Here is a 17,477-nt window from a genome sequence, read left to right as displayed (position 1 = left end):
TCCCTCCGCCCCGAGCTGGACGTCACCGACGGCGTTGATGTCCGAGGTCCGTACAACGCCACCGCGACGTGGGAGATGGGGAACCTGCTGTGGTTCTAGTCGAACGTGAGACCCAGGTGAGGCGACTGCGCGAGATGCTGGCCGAGTGTCTCGCGGGCCGAGGAGGCGTGGCCGCGATCAGCGGGCCGGTCGCCGCCGGGAAGACCGAACTCCTGCACGTCCTCGGCGAGGAGGCGGCGGCCGCCGGTGCCGTGGTGCTGCACTCGACGGCCCGCTGCTCGGAGCAGAGGATCCCCCTGGGGGTCGTCGGTCAGATCTTCCGCCACCAGCACTTCTCGCCGGCCGACCGCGAGCGGGCGCTGCGCCTGCCCGGGGACGGCACCGCGATCGCGCCGTGCGACGCGGACCTGCTGACGCACGGCCCGACGCCCGCGCAGGTCAGCCAGGTGCAGTGGCAGCTGCTGCGCGGTCTGTCGGAGCGGACTCCCGTGGTGCTGATCGTCGACGACCTGCACTTCGCCGACTCGGCCTCCCTGGACTCCCTGACGTACGTCGGGCGCCTGCTGCGCACCGACCGCGTGCTGCTGGTGGTGACCGAGCGCGACACGGCGGCCGGGGCGAGCGGCCCCCAGCTGTCCTGGCGCACGACCATGATGCGCCAGGGGCACTTCACCCGGCTGCGGGTGGGTCCGCTGTCCCCGGCCGGCACCCGGGAGATGCTGACCCGGCTGATCGGCCCCGGCCCGGTGTCCGGTTCCGCGGCCACGTCGTGGCACCGGCTCAGCGGCGGGAACCCGCTGCTGCTGCGCGCGCTCGCGGAGGACCACCACGAGCACACGGCCCTGCGGCCGTCCGCGGCGGAGCCGGTCGCGGGCGAGGAGTTCGGCCGGGCGGTGGACGCGTGTGTCCGCCGCGCCGGGGAGCGGTACCGCGACGCGGCCCGCGCGCTCGCGGTGCTGGACGCGTCGGGCTCCCGCGGCCGGCTGGCCCGGCTGCTCGGCCGGCCCCGGCCGGTGGTCGACGAGACGCTGGCGGCGATGGACCGCTTCGGCGTCCTCGACGACGGGCGCTACCGTCATCCCGCCGCCCGCGCCGCCGTCCTGGCCGGCATGTCCGCCGGCGAGCGCGCGGCGCTGCACCGGGACGCGGCCCGGCTGCTGCACGAGGCCGGGGAGCCCGCGTCGGCGATCGCCGTCCACCTGGTGGCGGCCCGGCACAGCCGGGAGCCGTGGGCCTTCCCCGTGGCGGTGGAGGCGGCGCGCGAGGCGCTGCGCCGCGACGACACATCCACCGCCGAGGCCTGCCTGGACGTGGCCGGCGAAGCCTCGGCGGACGAGGACCAGCGGGTGACGGTGACCATGCTGCGCAGCCTCGTCGACTTCCGCACCGACCCCGACACCGCCTGCCGGCGGCTGCGTCCGCTGATCGCCGCCCTGCGGGAGGGCCGGCTGTCCGGCTGCCAGGGCGTGGCGCTGCTCGGGCGGCTGCTGTGGAACGGCAGCAGCGACGAGATCACCCTCGCGCTGCGCCGGCTCGAACGGTCCTCGGACACGCTGGACGCGCGCTCCAGCGCCGAGTACCACGCGGCGCGGCAGTGGGTGCGCGCCTCCCATCCGGCCCTGCTGTCCCAGCCCGCCGCCCGGACCCGGCCGCGGCGGTCGGCCGCGCGGGCCGCCGACGGGGCGGCCGGGCGGATGGCCGGCGTCCTGAACCGGCTGCTGCGTTCGGGCCCCGGCCCGGACACCGTGCGCAGCGCCGAACTGGCGCTCCAGACGACGGTGCTGGACGACGCCACCTTCGACACCGTCCACCAGGCGGTGTCGGTGCTGGTCTACGCCGACCGGTGCGATCTCGCGGCCGGCTGGTGCGATGTGCTGCTGCGGGAGTCCACCCGGCGTGACGTCCCGACGTGGCAGGCGCTGTTCGCGGCGCTGCGGGCCGAGATCGCGATCCGCCAGGGCGACGTACGGCTCGCGGAGCAGTGCTCCCGCCGGGCCATGGGGCTGCTGTCGCTGCGCGGTTGGGGGGTCCTGATCGGCTCTCCGCTGTCGAGTCTCCAGCTGGCCGCCGCCGCGACGGGCACGATCAGGGACGTCGGCGGGCCCCCGGTGGCGGCGCTGCCCGAGGAGTTGTTCCAGACCCGGTTCGGGATCCAGTACCTGTATGCGCGCGGCCGGTGGCGGCTCTCGGTGAACCTGCTGCACGGCGCGCTCGACGACCTGACGCGGTGCGGCCGGCTCATGCGGGAGTGGGACATCGACCTCCCCGCGTTCGTGCCGTGGCGCGGCGACGCGGTGGCGGCCCTGCTGCGGCTCGGCAGGACCGACGACGCCCGGCGGCTGGCCGTCGAGCAGCTCGCCCTGGTTCCGGCCGGTCAGCCCCGGGCCAGGGGGATGGCGCTGCACACGGCCGCCTCCGTGGCCGACTCCCGGCAGCGCGCGACCCTGCTGCGGGAGGCCGCCGATCTGCTGGACGCCGCCGGTGACCGGCTGGAACTGGCCCGCGCCCTGGCCGACCTGAGCGAGGTGCACACCCGGGCGGGCCAGAGCGGCCGGGCCCGGATGGTCGCCCGGCAGGCCCTGGACATCGCCGAGGAGCAGGGCCTCGCCCCGCTGTCCCGGCGGCTGACGGTCCGTGAGGCCCCGGCTCCCGGGCACGAGCGCGACGCCCGGGCCCGGGCCGGTGTGCTCAGCAGCTCGGAGGCTCAGGTGGCGGCGCTCGCGGCGGCCGGGCTGTCCAACCGCGAGATCGCCGAGCGGCTGTTCATCACCGTCAGCACGGTGGAACAGCACCTGACGCACACCTACCGGAAACTGCGTATCAAGGGCCGGGCGCACCTGCCGCCGTGGCTGCTCGAACCCGACCGCCGGGAGGAGCCGGGGCCGTCCGCACGAGCGGCCGCGGGCCTGCCGGAGCGGCAGGTGCGGGAGGAGGAGCGCCTGCCGGAGCAGGAGCTCCGGCAGGAGGCGGCGTGCCGGGGTCCGGTCTCAGAGCGCGTCGGGGGCCGGCGGTAGCGGGAGTCCGAGCAGCCCGCGCAGGGTGTCGGCCTCGTAGGCGGTCCGGAACGCGCCGCGGGCCTGGAGTTCGGGCACCAGTTCGCGGGTGATGGCGGTCAGGTCGTGGGGCAGCGCGCCGGGCCGCAGACGGTACCCGGACAGGCCTGCCCCCTGCCATTCCAGGAGCAGGTCGGCGACCTCGGCGGGGGTGCCCACGGCGATGTGCGCGTCGGAGGTGCAGGGGGCGCCGTGCGCCTCGTCGAGGCGCGCCTTGCGCTCGGCGGCCCGGCCCGGGGTGCTGTCGAGGAAGACCACGACGTCGGCGAAGACGTGCACCTTCTGGTCCGCGCGTCCGGCCGCGGCCTGTTCGGTCCGGATCTCCTCGACGGTCGCGCGCGCTTCCTCGGCGCTGTGCGGCGTCACCGACACGACGTCGGCGGAGCGGGCTCCGTAGCGGTACGGAAGGGAGATGTGGGCGAGGGTGAAGACGAGCGGGTGGCCCTGCGGGGCGCGGGGGGCCAGCGCGGGCGAGTCGATGGTGAGCCAGTCGCCCGCCGTTCCGCCGAGCGGCTCGATCTCGGTGAAGCTGCCGCCGGGGTCGGGGTCGGCCGGGGCGAAGCGGCCGGGCGCGAGATCGCGCAGCGCCTTCTCGTCGTCGACGCCGTCCCACAGGGCGCGCACCACCCGGACCAGGTCGGCGGCGCGTTCGAAGAGTTCGGCCATCGGCCGCTGCACCTCGGGGGTGAAGATGTCGGCTATCACGATCGGGCGCGCGGGCGTCACCTGGGTGCGCCAGCCGGCCCGGCCGCCGCTGACGTGGTCCAGGGTGGCGACGGCCCGCGCGATGTGTGCCGGCTGGGCCCGGTCGGCCACGCCGGTCGGCACCAGTCCGATGCGTTCGGTGCGCGAGGCCAGGGCGGCGGCGACGAGGAGCGCGTCCAGCCGGTGGGCGACGTGACCGGTGGGGCGCTTGGGCGGGTCCTCCAGCGTCACGAAGTCCAGCAGCCCGCGTTCGGCCTCCTGGACGAGTGCGGTCCAGTGCGCCAGGCCGTACAGGTCGCCGTCGGGGGCGTCGGGTCCGGCGCCCGCCGCGGGGTGCCAGCCGACGGTGTCCAGGGCGACGGCGAGGTGCAGGGGCTGTGGTGCGGTCATGGTGTTCTTCTCTTCTCTCGTGCGGTGCGCCGTGCGGCGCGTCGTGCGGGTGTCGGTGGTCAGGGGGCCGGTGGTCAGGGGGCCGGCCGGCCGAGGGTGTCCAGCCATTCCTCGACGACGGCGGCGGTGGTCGCCGAGTGTTCTTCGAGGACGGAGAAGTGGTCGCCGGGCACGTCCGCCGTGGTGTGCGGCAGCCGCCAGAAGGCACGGGTGTCACGCCCTGGGTCGGCCGGCGTCCCGGGCAGCGGGTCCTCGGCCCGCAGCAGGAGGGTCGGGGTGGTGACCGGCCGGGGCTGCCAGGGGCCGAAGGTGCGCAGGTAATGGCCCATGGTGGTCAGGCCGTTGTCGCTCAGGCCCAGGTCGAACGCGTCGAACCGGTCGACCATTCCGTTGATCATGGCGGGCATCCACCACTCCATGCCGGGCAGGGAGGCGGTGTCCATCGGGTACGTGTCGACCATGGCGAGGCCCGCCGGGGCCGTTCCGCGGCGTTCGAGCTCGGCGGTCACGGCGTGGGCGACGCAGCCGCCCAGGGAGCGGCCCAGCAGGGCGAACGGCCGCTCCCCCACCAGCCGTTGGACCGCGTCCGCCTGCATCGCGACGAAGGCGTCCGCCGAGTCCGGCAGGGCGCTGTCGGGCGCGTAGCCGGGCGCGGGAACGGCGAGGACGTCCCGCAGCCCGTCGAGGGCCTGGCCGAAGCGGGCGTATTCGTGCGGTCCGGACAGTGCGGTGAGGGCCGGGAAGCAGACCAGCGCGGTCGGGGCCCCGCCGTGTGCCAGGGCGACCGGTTCGACGGCGTGGACGGCGCCGTCCGCCGCGCCGAAGGTGTCCCGCAGCCGAGAGGAGGCCACGATCACCTCGGTGGCGGCCGTGATCTGCCGGGCGGCGCACAGCCGCAGATAGAGGGTGGTGAGCGGGCCGTCCTGCGCCGTCGGCGGTACGTCGGGCCCCGGCCGCTCCCGCAGCAGGTCCGCCAGGTGCCCGGCGAGGGCCGCCGGGGTCGGGAAGCGGATGGTGAGCGCTCCCCCGAGCGCCAGACCGGTCGTGCCGGCGAGCCGGGCGCGCAGCTCGACGGCCGACAGGGAGTCCAGTCCCGCTTCGACGAACGGCCGCTCGGGCCGCACCGCTTCCGTCGTCGGGTATCCGAGGACGGCCGACGCCTGCGTCCGTACGAGGTCGAGCAGCGCGGTGCCGAGCGCCGGTCCGGACAGGTGCGCGTGCCGTTCGGCCCAGGTGGGGCCGGGGGCCGGTGCCGTGGGACCGGCGAGCAGCGGGGCGTCGGTGCTGCTGCGTGTCACGGTGGCGTCGAGCCAGTGGCGCCGGCGCTGGAAGGCGTAGGTGGGAAGGTCCACCGGGTGCGGGTCGAGTCCCTCGAAGACCGCCGGCCAGTCCACCCGCACGCCGTCGGCGTGGAGCCGGCCCAGGGCCGTCAGCAGGGTCACGGCCTCGGGGCGGCCGCCCCGCAGTACGGAGGTGAGGACGGCCGGCGGGGCCGCGCCGGCGGTGTCGTCGGCCAGGATGTCGCCCACCAGGGCGGTGAGGACGCCGTCGGGGCCCACCTCCACGAACCGGGTCGCGCCGAGGGCGCGCAGTTCCCGCACCGCGTCCAGGAAGCGGACCGGGCTGCGGGCGTGTTCCGTCCAGTGGTCGGCGCCGAGCTCCCCGTCCCGCGCCGGGGCGCCGGTCAGGTCGGAGACCATGGGCAGGACCGGGTCGTGGTGGTCGACCGCCTTGGCCGTCCGGCGGAACTCGTCGAGCATTCCCTCCATGCGGTGGGAGTGGAAGGCGTGGCTCACCCGGAGCCGGGCCGTCCTGCGGCCCTGGGCCCGGAAGCCGGCCGCCAGGGCGACGACGGGCTCCTCGTCTCCGGAGACGACCACCGAGCGGGGGCCGTTGACCGCGGCGATCGCGACCGTCTCCTCCCGGCCCCGCAGCGCCGCGGCGACCTCCTCCTCGGTGGCCTCCACGGCGGCCATGGCGCCGCCGGCCGGCAGCGCCTGCATCAGCCGTCCGCGGGCCACCACCAGGGACGCGGCGTCGGACAGCGTGAGCACGCCGGCCGCGTGCGCCGCGGCCAGCGAGCCGATCGAGTGCCCGGCGACCACGTCGGGCCGCACTCCCCAGCCCTCCAGCAGCCGCAGGAGCGCGACCTCCACGGCGAAGAGGGCGGGCTGGGCGTATTCCGTACGGTCGAGCAGGTGGCCGTGGCCGCCGGACAGCACCACCTCGCGCACGGAGTGGGCCAGGTGTCCCGCGCCGTGCAGGTCGAACTCGGCGGCCACCTCGTCGAACGCCCGGGCGTAGGCGGGGAACTGCTCGTACAGCTCCCGTCCCATGCCGGGCCGCTGGCTGCCCTGTCCGGTGAAGAGGAAGGCGGTCCGGCCGGCGCGGGCCGCCGGGGCACCGTCGGCGGGGCTCTGCGGTACGGCGGCCGACGCGTGTCCCTCGGCCAGTGTGCGCAGGCCGTCGAGGACGCCGTCGCGGTCGCCCGCCACCACGACCGCGCGGTGGTCGTGCGTGGCCCGCCGGGTGACCAGGGACCAGGCCACGTCGGCCGGGTCGAGGTCGGGGCGGTCCCGCAGCAGCGCCGCGAGGCGGTCCGCCTGGTCCCGCAGCGCCGCCGCCGACCGGGCGGAGAGGAGCCAGGGCAGCGCGGCGGGACGGGCCGCGGCGGCGGGGCGGCCTGCGCCGCCCTCGGAGGCGTTCTCCTCCGGCTCGTCGCGCTGCGGATGGTTCTGCTGCGGCTCGTCGCGCTGCGGATGGTTCTGGTGCGGCTGGTTCTGCTGCGGCTCGTGCGTCTGTGGTTCGTGCGTCTGCGGCTCGCGCTCCTCCGGCTCGGGCTCCTCCGGCTCGGGCTCCTGCGGCGCCTGCTCGACGATCACGTGCGCGTTGGTGCCGCTCACCCCGAAGGCGGACACACCGGCCCGGCGGGGCCCGTCGCCGTCCGGCCACGGCCGGGCCTCGTCGAGCAACCGTACGCCGCCGCCCGCCCACTCGACGTGCGGTGTGGGCGCGTCCACGTGGAGCGACCGGGGCAGGACGCGGTGGCGTATCGCCTGCACCGCCTTGATGACACCCGCCACGCCGGCGGCCGCCGCCGTGTGCCCGATGTTGGACTTGAGCGAGCCGAGCCACAGGGGCCGGTCCTCGGGCCGGCCGCGGCCGTACGTCTCCTGGAGCGCCTGGACCTCGATCGGGTCGCCGAGGGTCGTGCCCGTGCCGTGCCCCTCCACCAGGTCGACGTCGTGCGGGGTGAGACCCGCGTTGGCCAGCGCCTGCCGCACGACGCGCTGCTGGGCCGGGCCGTTCGGGGCGGTCAGCCCGTTCGAGGCGCCGTCCTGGTTCACGGCCGAACCCCGCACCACCGCCAGCACCGGATGCCCCAGCCGCCGCGCGTCCGACAGCCGCTCCACCAGCAGCAGCCCCACGCCCTCCGCCCAGCCCGTCCCGTCCGCCGCGGCGGCGAACGCCCGGCAGCGGCCGTCGGGCGACAGCCCGCGCTGTCGCGAGAACGCCACGAACCCGGCGGGGGTCGACATCACCGTCGCCCCTCCCGCGAGCGCCAGGTCGCACTCGCCGGACCGCAGCGCCTGCACCGCCAGGTGCAGCGCCACCAGCGACGACGAGCACGCCGTGTCCACCGTCACCGCCGGACCCTCGAACCCGTACGTGTAGGAGATGCGCCCCGACGCCACACTGGCGAGGTTGCCGATGCCCAGGTAGCCCTCCAGTTCGGCGGGCACCTCGTCGAGCCGGGTGTGGTAGTCCTGCGCCGCCAGCCCGACGAACACGCCCGTGCTGCTGCCGCGCAGTGTGCCGGGGGCGATGCCGGCCCGCTCGAACGCCTCCCAGGACGCCTCCAGCAGCAGCCGCTGCTGCGGATCCGTCGCCAGCGCCTCCCGCGGGGAGATCTCGAAGAACTCCGCGTCGAAGTCGGCCGCGTCGTACAGGAATCCGCCGTGGCGGACGTAGCTGGTGCCCGGCCGGTCAGGGTCGGGGTCGTAGAGGGCGTCGAGGTCCCAGCCGCGGTCGTCGGGCCAGGGCGCGACGGCGTCGCCGCCCGCCGCCACCAGCTCCCACAGGTCGTCGGGCGAGGCGACACCGCCCGGCAGCCGGCAGCTCATGGCGACGACGGCGATCGGCTCGCGCAGGCCCGACTCCACCTCGCGCAGGCGCCGCTGCGTCTCCCGGCCCTCGGCGAGCGCCCGCTTGAGATAGCGGCGCAGCTTCTCCTCATCGGCCACCGTCGGCCACCTCCCGCGTCCCCGGTCCGTCGTGCATCACGCCTCGCTGTCCATCAGTTCGAAGAGCTCGTCGTCGGTCGCCGACTCCAGGTCGATGTCGTCGGTGGGGCCGTCGCCCGTCTCCCGCGCGTCGTCGCCCCAGCGGGCGGCCAGCGCCCGCAGGCGGGCGACCAGTTCGCGTCCGCCCGGGTCGGACGGCGTGACGTCGGGCGCGATCCGCTCCAGCAGGGCGAGCGCGTCGTGCGCGGACCCGGGGTGTGCCGCGTCGGCGGCGGGCAGCAGCGTCGCGAGGTGCGCGGCGACGGCCGCGGGGGTCGGGTGGTCGAAGACCAGGGTGGCCGGCAGTCTCCGGTCGAGGGCGGCGGCGAGCCGGTTGCGCAGGTCCACGGCGGTCAGCGACTCCAGGCCGAGTTCCTTGAACGCGCGGTCCGCGCCCACCTCGTGGACGTCGTCGTGGCCGAGGACGTCCGCCGTCTGCCGGCGCACCAGGTCGGTCAGCGCCTCGGCCCGCTCGGCGGGTCCCAGGGCGGCGAGCCGCGCCGCGGGGGCGTCCGAGGCTTCGGGCTCCGTCCCGTCGTCGCCGAGGCCGACCGGGTCGCCGCCCTCCCGGGCGAGGGGCCCCACGGGGTTCGTCCCGGAGTCCAGCCAGAAGCGGCGCCGCTGGAACGCGTACGTGGGCAGCTCCGCCCGTCCCGGCCGCAGCCCCGCGAACGCCGGGGACCAGTCCACCGGTACGCCCCGGGCGTGCACGACGGCGGCCGAGGCGAGGAAGCGGTCGAGGCCGCCGTGGTCGCGCCGCAGGGTCTCGGTCACCACCACGCCGTCGGCGTCCGCCGCCTCGACGGTGTCCTGGATGCTGCCGGCCAGCACCGGGTGCGGGCTGACCTCGACGAAGACGGTGTGTCCCGCGTCCACCAGGTCCCGGACGACGGGGGCGAAGCGGACCGTCTGCCGGATGTTGCGGTACCAGTACGCGCCGTCCAGTTCCGCCGGGTCGGCGAGCGCGGCGGTGACCGTGGAGTAGAGGGGTACGTCGCCCTCGCGGGGGGTGACGAAGGCGAGCCGTTCGAGGAGTTCCTCCTTCGCCTCGTCGATCACCGGGGAGTGACCGGCGACCGTGGCCGCCCTGATCCGCCGGGCCCGCTCGCCCCGCTCCGCGCAGTCGGCGAGCAGTTCCTCCAGGGCGGAGTCCTCGCCCGCGACCACGGCGGCCGACGGCCCGTTGACCGTGGCCACCGAGAGCCGTCCCGGCCAGGCCTCGATGCGCCGCTCGACCTCCTCGGGCGGCAGGGCGACGGAGACCATGCCGCCCTTGCCGACGAGACCGGCCAGGATCAGGCTGCGCTCCACGACGATCCGGGCCGCGTCCTCGAGGGACAGGATGCCGGCCACGGTGGCGGCGGCGACCTCGCCCTGGCTGTGCCCGACGACCGCGTCCGGCTCCACCCCGTACGCCCGCCACTGCGCCGCGAGCGCCACGAGCACGGCCCACAGCGCGGGCTGGGCCACGTCGACGCGGTCCAGGGTCGGCGCTCCCGGCAGCTCGCGCAGGACGTCGAGGAGCGACCAGTCGACGTGGGGCGCCAGCGCCCGCGCGCAGTCCTCGATCCGCTCGGCGAACACCGGTGAGGAGTCCAGGAGTCCGTGGGCCATTCCGGCCCACTGCGAGCCGTGGCCGGGGAAGACGAAGACCGTCCTGACGCCGTCGGCGGCGACGCCCCGGACGAGGTTCCCGGCCGGTTCGCCCCGGACCAGGGCGCCGAGGCCCTCGGCGACGGCGTCGCGGCCGGCGCCGACCACGACCGCACGGTGTTCGAAGTGCGACCGGTCGGAGAGCAGGGCGTGCGCGACGTCGGCGGCGGGCGGGCCGTCCGCCGGGGCCAGCAGGGCGAGCAGCCGCCCGGCCTGGGCCGAGAGGGCCGCCGGGGTCCGCGCGGAGAGCACCCAGGGCAGGGGCACGTCCTCGGCGGACCCCGCCGGGGGTTGTCCACCGGCGTCGGCTGCGGGGGCGGGGGCCGGCTCCCGGTCCCCGTCGGGTGCGGGGGCGGTGACCGGCTCCTCGGCTCCGTCGGGCTGTTCGAGGATGACGTGGGCGTTGGTGCCGCTGACGCCGAAGGACGAGACGCCGGCGCGCAGCGGTCGTCCGTCCGCCTCCCAGGGCTGCTCCCGGGTCAGCAGCCGCACGCCGCCCGCAGCCCAGTCGACGTCCGGTGACGGCTCGTCGACGTGCAGGGTCCGCGGCAGGACGCCGTGCCGCATGGCCTGCACCATCTTGATGACCCCGGCGACGCCGGCGGCGGCCTGGGTGTGCCCGATGTTGGACTTGAGCGAGCCGAGCCACAGGGGACGGTCCTCGGGCCGGCCGCGGCCGTAGGCGGCCACCAGCGCCTGTGCCTCGATCGGGTCGCCGAGGGTGGTGCCCGTGCCGTGTCCCTCGACGGCGTCGACGTCGTGCGGGGCGAGGCCCGCGGTCGTCAGCGCCTGCCGGATGACGCGCTGCTGGGCCGGGCCGTTCGGGGCGGTCAGCCCGTTCGAGGCGCCGTCCTGGTTCACGGCCGAACCCCGCACCACCGCCAGCACCGGATGCCCCAGCCGCCGCGCGTCCGACAGCCGCTCCACCAGCAGCAGTCCGACGCCCTCCGCCCAGCTCGTGCCGTCCGCCGCGGCGGCGTACGCCTTGACGTGGCCGTCCGGGGCGAAGGCGCGGTGCCGGGAGGTGGCGACCATGCCCGACGGCGAGGCCATCACCGCCACACCGCCCGCGAGCGCCAGGTCGCACTCGCCGGACCGCAGCGCCTGCACCGCCAGGTGCAGCGCCACCAGCGACGACGAGCACGCCGTGTCCACCGTCACCGCCGGACCCTCGAACCCGTACGTGTACGAGACGCGGCCCGACGCCACGCTGGCCGCGCTGCCGTTGTGGAGGTAGCCCTCCAGCTCCGGCGGCAGGTCGTGCAGGCGCGAGGCGTAGTCGTTGTACATGACGCCGACGAAGACCCCGGTCCTGCTGCCGCGCAGCGTGTCGGGGGCGATGCCGGCCCGTTCGAACGCCTCCCAGGACGTTTCGAGCAGGAGGCGCTGCTGGGGGTCCGTGGCCAGCGCCTCGCGCGGGGAGATCCCGAAGAAGCCCGCGTCGAAGTCGGCCGCGTCGTGCAGGAATCCGCCGTGCTGGGTGTAGGTGCGGCCGGGCCGGTCGGGGTCGGCGTCGAAGAGGGCCTCGTTGTCCCAGCCGCGGTCGGTGGGCCAGGGCGTGATCGCGTCGCCGCCGGTGGAGACCAGTTCCCACAGCTCGTCGGGCGAGGCGACGCCGCCCGGCAGCCGGCAGCTCATGCCGACGATCACGACGGGGTCGTCGGTGACGGGGGCCGGTCCGGCGGCAGGGGCCGGGGCGGGCGCCGCTTCGTGCTCACCGACGAGTCCGGCGAGCAGGAAGCGTGCCAGGGACCGCGGGGTGGGGTGGTCGAAGACGAGCGTGGGTGACAGCCGCAGTCCGCTCGCCGCGCCCAGCCGGTTGCGCAGTTCCACGGCGGTCAGCGAGTCGAAGCCGAGGTCCTTGAACGCCCGGGTGGCGGCGATGCCCTCGCGGTCGTCGCGGCCGAGGACGGTCGACGCCTCCGCCCGGACCAGGCCGATCAGGAACTCCTCCCGTGCCGCCGCGTCGAGGGCGCGCAGCCGCGCGGCGAGGGGGGCGCCCGACGCCTCGGACGCGGTGCGCGCGACGGGCCGCCGCGTCCGCACAAGGTCGCGCAGGACCGCGGGGAGCTGCGCGGGGTCGGCTCCGTGCCGCAGGGCGAGGGGGACGAGCAGGGCGTGGTCCGTCGCTCCGGCCGCGTCGAACAGGGCGAGGCCTTCGGGGGTGGTGAGCGGGCGGGTGCCGTGGCGGGCGTTGCGGCGGTGGTCCGCGCCGTCCAGGTGGCCGGTCAGCTCGCTGCTCTCCGCCCACAGCCCCCAGGCGAGGGAGGTGGCGGCCAGTCCTCGGGCGCGGCGGTGCGCCACCAGGGCGTCGAGGAAGGTGTTGGCGGCGGCGTAGTTGGCCTGGCCGGGGACGCCGAGGACGCCGGCGGCCGAGGAGAAGACGACGAACTCGGAGAGGTCCGTGTCGCGGGTGAGTTCGTGCAGGTTCCAGGCGGCGTCGGCCTTGGGGCGCAGGACGGTGTCCAGGCGGTCGGCGGTGAGGCCGGCCAGGACGCCGTCGTCCAGGGTGCCGGCCGCGTGGACGACACCGGTGAGCGGGTGCGCCGCCGGGATGCCGTCGAGGACGGTCCGCAGGGCGTCCCGGTCGGCCGCGTCGACGGCCGCGACGGTGACGTGGGCGCCGAGGCCGGTGAGGTCGGCGACGACCTCGTGCGCGCCCGGCGTCCGCTCGCCCCGCCGGCCGGTCAGCAGCAGGTGCCGTACGCCCGAGGAGGTGACGAGATGACGGGCGACCAGCCTGCCGAGCAGGCCCAGGCCTCCGGTCACCAGGACGGTCCCCTCGGACGGTGCGAACCGCCAGGTGGCGGGCGGGGACGGGGCGTCGGTTGCGGACCCGGTGGCCGGGGCCGCGGGGACGAGGCGTGGCACGAGGGCGGCGCCGCCCCGGAGGGCGAGCTGCGTCTCCCCGGCGGCGTCGGCCGCCGTCACGGCCGCGGCGAGCGGGCCGACGCCGTCCGCGTGCCCGATCCCGTCCTCGTCCCCGTTCGGGTCCACGTCCACCAGCAGGAGGCGGCCGGGGTGTTCGGACTGCGCCGAGCGCAGCAGTCCCCAGATTCCGGCGGTCGCCAGGTCCGGCGACTCACCGGCGACGGACACCGCGCCCCGGGTCAGCACGCCCAGCCGGACGCCGTCCAGTTCGGGGCGGGCGAGCCAGTCCTGCACGAGGGCGAGCACCCGGTCGAGCGTCGCCCGTGCGCGCGTCGGCACGGACGCGTCCGCCGCGTCCCCGTCCGTGCCGGGTCCGGCGGCCGCCGAGGCCGGTACCTCGTACCAGACGTCGGCCGGTACGTCGCGGCCCGCGCGGACCGCCTCGGCGACGGCGGCGGGATCGGGGAAGGCCGCCCCCCGGCCCGGTCCGGACGCGTCCCCGAGGAACGCCGCCGGCACGGTGCCGCCCGCGTGCGCCGCTTCCGGCAGCGGCAGCGGCTTCCAGGCGAGCCCGTACAGCGGCGTGGCGGTCCCGGCGTCCGCGGCGAGCTGCCCCGCGGAGACCGGCCGGTACACCAGCGAGGCGACCGACACGACGGGGGCTCCGGCCTCGTCGACGGCGTCCAGCGACAGGCCGCCGTCGGCGGTGGGCGCGAGCCTGATCCGCAGGGTCGTCGCGCCCGAGGCGTGCAGCCGTATCCCGTTCCAGGCGAACGGCAGCAGGGTCCGGTCCGGCTCCGGCCGGAACGCGGTGCCGAGTGCGGCGGTGTGGAAGGCCGCGTCGAGCAGCGCCGGGTGCACCCCGAACTCCCCGGCCGCCGCGCGTTCCTCGCCGTCGAGCGCGACCTCGGCGAACAGCTCCTCACCGCGCCGCCACGCGGCGCGCAGTCCCCGGAACCGGGGGCCGTAGACCACACCGGACTCGGCGAGCCGGTCGTAGAGGCCGTCCAGGGACAGGGCGGCCGCCTCCGGCGGCGGCCAGGTGCCCGGCGTGCCCTCCGAGGGCGCCGCCGGTGCGGGCGAACGGGTCAGGAACCCGGTGGCGTGGCGGGTCCAGTCGGCGCCGTCCGGTGCGTCCTGGGGCCGGGAGTGGAGGGTCAGCGCGCGTCGGCCGCCCTCGCCGGGTGCGGTCACGGAGACCTGGATCTGGACGGCGCCGGCGGTGGGCAGGACCAGCGGGGTCTCGATCACCAGCTCGTCCACCGTGTCGCGCCCGGCCTCGTCGGCGGCGCGTACCGCCAGCTCCACCAGGGCGGTGCCCGGTACGACGACCCGGTCGAGGACCGTGTGGTCGGTGAGCCAGGGCTGGGCCTGCGCGGAGAGCCGGCCGGTCAGCAGCAGTCCGTCGCCCTCCGCGGGCCGCAGGGTCGCGCCGAGCAGGGGGTGTCCGGCGGGACGCAGTCCGAGACCGGAGGCGTCCGCCGCCGCGCCGGCCACCGGTCCGAGCCAGAAGCGCCGCCGCTGGAACGGGTAGGTGGGCAGGTCCGGCACGGCGGTGCCCGGTTCCGCCGGCGCCAGCCTCCAGTCCACCTCGACCCCGTGGACCTGGGCCGCGGCGAGGGAGGTGAGGAAACGGAGCGGTCCGCCCTCGTCCCTGCGCAGCGATCCCGTGACGGTGACGGGCCCGGTGCCGGCCGCCTCCGCGGTCTCCTGCACGGCCGCGGTCAGCACCGGGTGCGGGCTGGTCTCGACGAAGACGTCGTGACCCTCGGCGACCAGCTTGCGGATCGCCGGTTCGAACAGGACGGTCTGCCGGAGGTTGGTGAACCAGTAGGCGGCGTCCATCCCGGTGGTGTCGAGCCAGTCGCCGGTGACCGTCGACAGGAGCGGGATCCGCGCGGGGCGCGGGGTGACGGGTGCGAGAACGGCGAGCAGTTCCTCGCGGATCCGCTCGACCTGCGGCGAGTGCGAGGCGTAGTCCACCGCGATCCTGCGGACGCGGGTCCCGTCCCGCTCGCAGGCGGCGACGAGTTCGTCCAGGGCGTCGGTCTCGCCCGCGACCACCACGGCGGACGGGCCGTTGACCGTGGCCACCGAGAGGCGGCCCTCCCAGGGGGCGATCGCCTCGGTGGCCGCGCGGAGCGGCAGGGCCACCGACACCATGCCGCCGGCGCCCGACAGCGCGCCGATGGCCCGGCTGCGCAGGGCCACCACCCGCGCCGCGTCGTCGAGCGACAGGGCGCCCGCCACGTACGCGGCGGCGATCTCGCCCTGGCTGTGTCCGACCACGGCGTCCGGCCGCACCCCGTGGGACTGCCACAGCCGCGCGAGGGACACCATCACCGCCCACAGCGCGGGCTGTACGACGTCCACCCGGTCGAGGCCGGGCGCGTCCTCGGCGCCGCGCAGGACGTTCACCAGGGACCAGTCCGTGTACGGCTCCAGGGCGCGGGCGCACGCGGTGACGCCGTCCGCGAACACCGGGGAGGCGTCGAGCAGTTCACGGGCCATGCCGGTCCACTGCGAGCCCTGCCCGGGGAAGACGAACACCGTACGGGGATCGGTGCCGGCGCTCCCGCGCACGACGCCGGGAGCGGGCTCGCCGGCGGCGAGCGCGTCGAGTCCGGTGAGCAGGGCGTCCGCGCCGGCGCCGACGACCACCGCCCGCTCCTCGAAGCCGGCCCGGCCCGCCACCAGTTCGCGGGCCACGGCCACGAGGCCGCCACCGCCGCCGGAACCGTCGGCGCCGTCGGCGGTGCGGAGCCAGGAGGCGAGCGCGCCCGCCTGGGCGGTGAGGGCGGCCGGGGTACGGGCGGACAGGACCAGGGGCAGGGCGGCGGGGCCGGCGGGGCCTGCTGTGCCCCCGGCGGTGGCGGGCTCCGCGCGCCCGGTGCCCCCGGCGATGGCCGGCTCCGTGCCCCCGGTGCCCCCGGCCGTGGCGAGCTCCGCGCGCCCGGTGCCCCCGGCCGTGGCGAGCTCCGTGCCCCCGGTGCCCCCGGCCGTGGCGAGCTCCGCGCGCCCGGTGCCTTCGGCGATGGCCGGCTCCGTGCCCCCGGTGCCCCCGGCCGTGGCGAGCTCCGTGGGCCCGGTGCCCCCGGCCGTGGCGAGCTCCGTGCGCCCGGTGCCCTCGGCGGTTCCGGTGACCGTCGGCTCGGGGGTGCCGCCGGTGCCGTCCCCGGTTCCGGTGTCCGTGGGCTCGGGTGCCTGTTCCAGGATGATGTGGGTGTTGGTGCCGCTCATGCCGAAGGCGGACACCCCGGCCCGGCGCGGCTGCCCGGTCTCCGGCCAGGGCCGGTGCTCGGTCAGCAGGGAGACGGCGCCGGACGTCCAGTCGACGTGCGGGGACGGTTCGTCCACGTGCAGGGTCTTCGGGAGCACGCCGTACCGCATGGCCTGCACCATCTTGATGATGCCGGCCACCCCCGCGGCGGCCTGGGTGTGCGCGATGTTCGACTTCACGGAGCCGAGCCACAGCGGACGTCCCGGCGCCCGTTCCTGACCGTAGGTGGCGAGCAGCGCCTGGGCCTCGATGGGGTCGCCGAGGGTGGTGCCGGTGCCGTGCGCCTCGACGGCGTCGACCTGTGCGGGCGTCAGCCGGGCGTCGGCCAGGGCCTGGCGGACGACCCGCTGCTGGGCGGTGCCGTTGGGGGCGGTCAGGCCGTGCGAGGCGCCGTCCTGGTTGGCCGCCGTGCCCCTGATGACGGCCAGCACCCGGTGACCGAGGCGCCGTGCGTCGGAGAGCCGCTCGACCAGCAGCAGACCGGCCCCCTCGGACCAGCCGGTCCCGTCGGCCGCCGCGGCGAAGGCCTTGCAGCGGCCGTCCGCCGACAGTCCGTGCTGCCGGGAGAACTCCACGAACGTCGACGGGGTGGTCATGACGGTCACCCCGCCCGCCAGGGCGAGGTCGCACTCCCCCGAGCGCAGCGACCGTACCGCCAGGTGCACGGCCACCGACGACGCGGAGCAGGCCGTGTCGACGGTGACGGCGGGCCCTTCGAAGCCGAAGGTGTACGAGATCCGTCCGGACGCGACGCTCGCCGCGTTGCCGACGAGGATGTAGCCCTCCAGGTCCTCGGGGACGGCTCCGGCCGGCGGGGCGTAGTCGTTGCCGTTCGTGCCGACGAAGACGCCGGTGCTGCTGCCGCGCAGGGTGTCGGGCCGGATCCCGGCGCGTTCGAACGTCTCCCAGGCCGTCTCCAGCAGCAGGCGCTGCTGGGGGTCGATGGCCAGCGCCTCGCGGGGTGATATGCCGAAGAAGTCGGCGTCGAAGGAGCCGGGGTCGGCGAGGAAGGCGCCGTGCCGGGTGGCCGAGGTACCGGGCCGGTCCGGGTCCGGGTCGAACAGCGCGCTCACGTCCCAGCCCCGGTCGTCGGGGAAGTCGCCCACGACGTCGCCGCCCTCGGAGAGCAGCCGCCACAGGTCCTCCGGGGAGTCGATGCCGCCCGGGAAGTGGCAGCCCATGCCCACGATGGCGATGGGCTCCTGGCCGCTGTCCTCGGCCTCGCGCAGCTTCCTGCGCGTC

4 protein-coding genes are annotated in these 17,477 nt (G+C 76.5%); 1 reads left to right on the top strand and 3 read right to left on the bottom strand.

From position 1 onward, the window contains the following. The first annotated feature begins 89 nt into the window (after positions 1 to 89). Positions 90 to 3,014: an AAA family ATPase gene (locus ACIP67_RS02830; protein ID WP_401686307.1), complete on the top strand. Its 2,925-nt coding sequence runs from the start codon at positions 90 to 92 to the stop codon at positions 3,012 to 3,014. On the opposite strand, the gene ACIP67_RS02825 is transcribed toward ACIP67_RS02830, so the two are convergent. From ACIP67_RS02825 to ACIP67_RS02815, 3 genes are all read right to left on the bottom strand, one after another. Further along, positions 2,988 to 4,148 carry an LLM class flavin-dependent oxidoreductase gene (locus tag ACIP67_RS02825; protein ID WP_401686304.1) on the bottom strand — a complete coding sequence of 387 codons (1,161 nt, stop codon included), beginning with the start codon at positions 4,146 to 4,148 and terminating at the stop codon, positions 2,988 to 2,990. The two genes, ACIP67_RS02830 and ACIP67_RS02825, sit on opposite strands and share 27 nt — an antisense overlap. A 74-nt stretch (positions 4,149 to 4,222) precedes the next feature. Then, positions 4,223 to 8,392 (bottom strand): type I polyketide synthase, encoded by a 4,170-nt coding sequence (locus ACIP67_RS02820; protein ID WP_401686301.1) that lies wholly within the window; start codon positions 8,390 to 8,392, stop codon positions 4,223 to 4,225. Positions 8,393 to 8,428: 36 nt separating this feature from the next. Then, positions 8,429 to 17,392 carry an SDR family NAD(P)-dependent oxidoreductase gene (locus tag ACIP67_RS02815; protein WP_401686792.1) on the bottom strand — a complete coding sequence of 2,988 codons (8,964 nt, stop codon included), beginning with the start codon at positions 17,390 to 17,392 and terminating at the stop codon, positions 8,429 to 8,431. Positions 17,393 to 17,477: the final 85 nt, after the last annotated feature.

Source organism: Streptomyces sp. NPDC088812, from assembly GCF_044750285.1.
GTDB lineage: Bacteria > Actinomycetota > Actinomycetes > Streptomycetales > Streptomycetaceae > Streptomyces.
The sequence above is the reverse complement of the archived record's forward strand: the minus strand, read 5'-3'. Positions and strand labels throughout refer to the sequence as shown.

Excerpts from the sequence above, each read along its gene's own strand:
- ACIP67_RS02825 (WP_401686304.1), bottom strand. The coding sequence starts at position 4,148 with ATGACCGCACCACAGCCCCTGCACCTCGCCGTCGCCCTGGACACCGTC.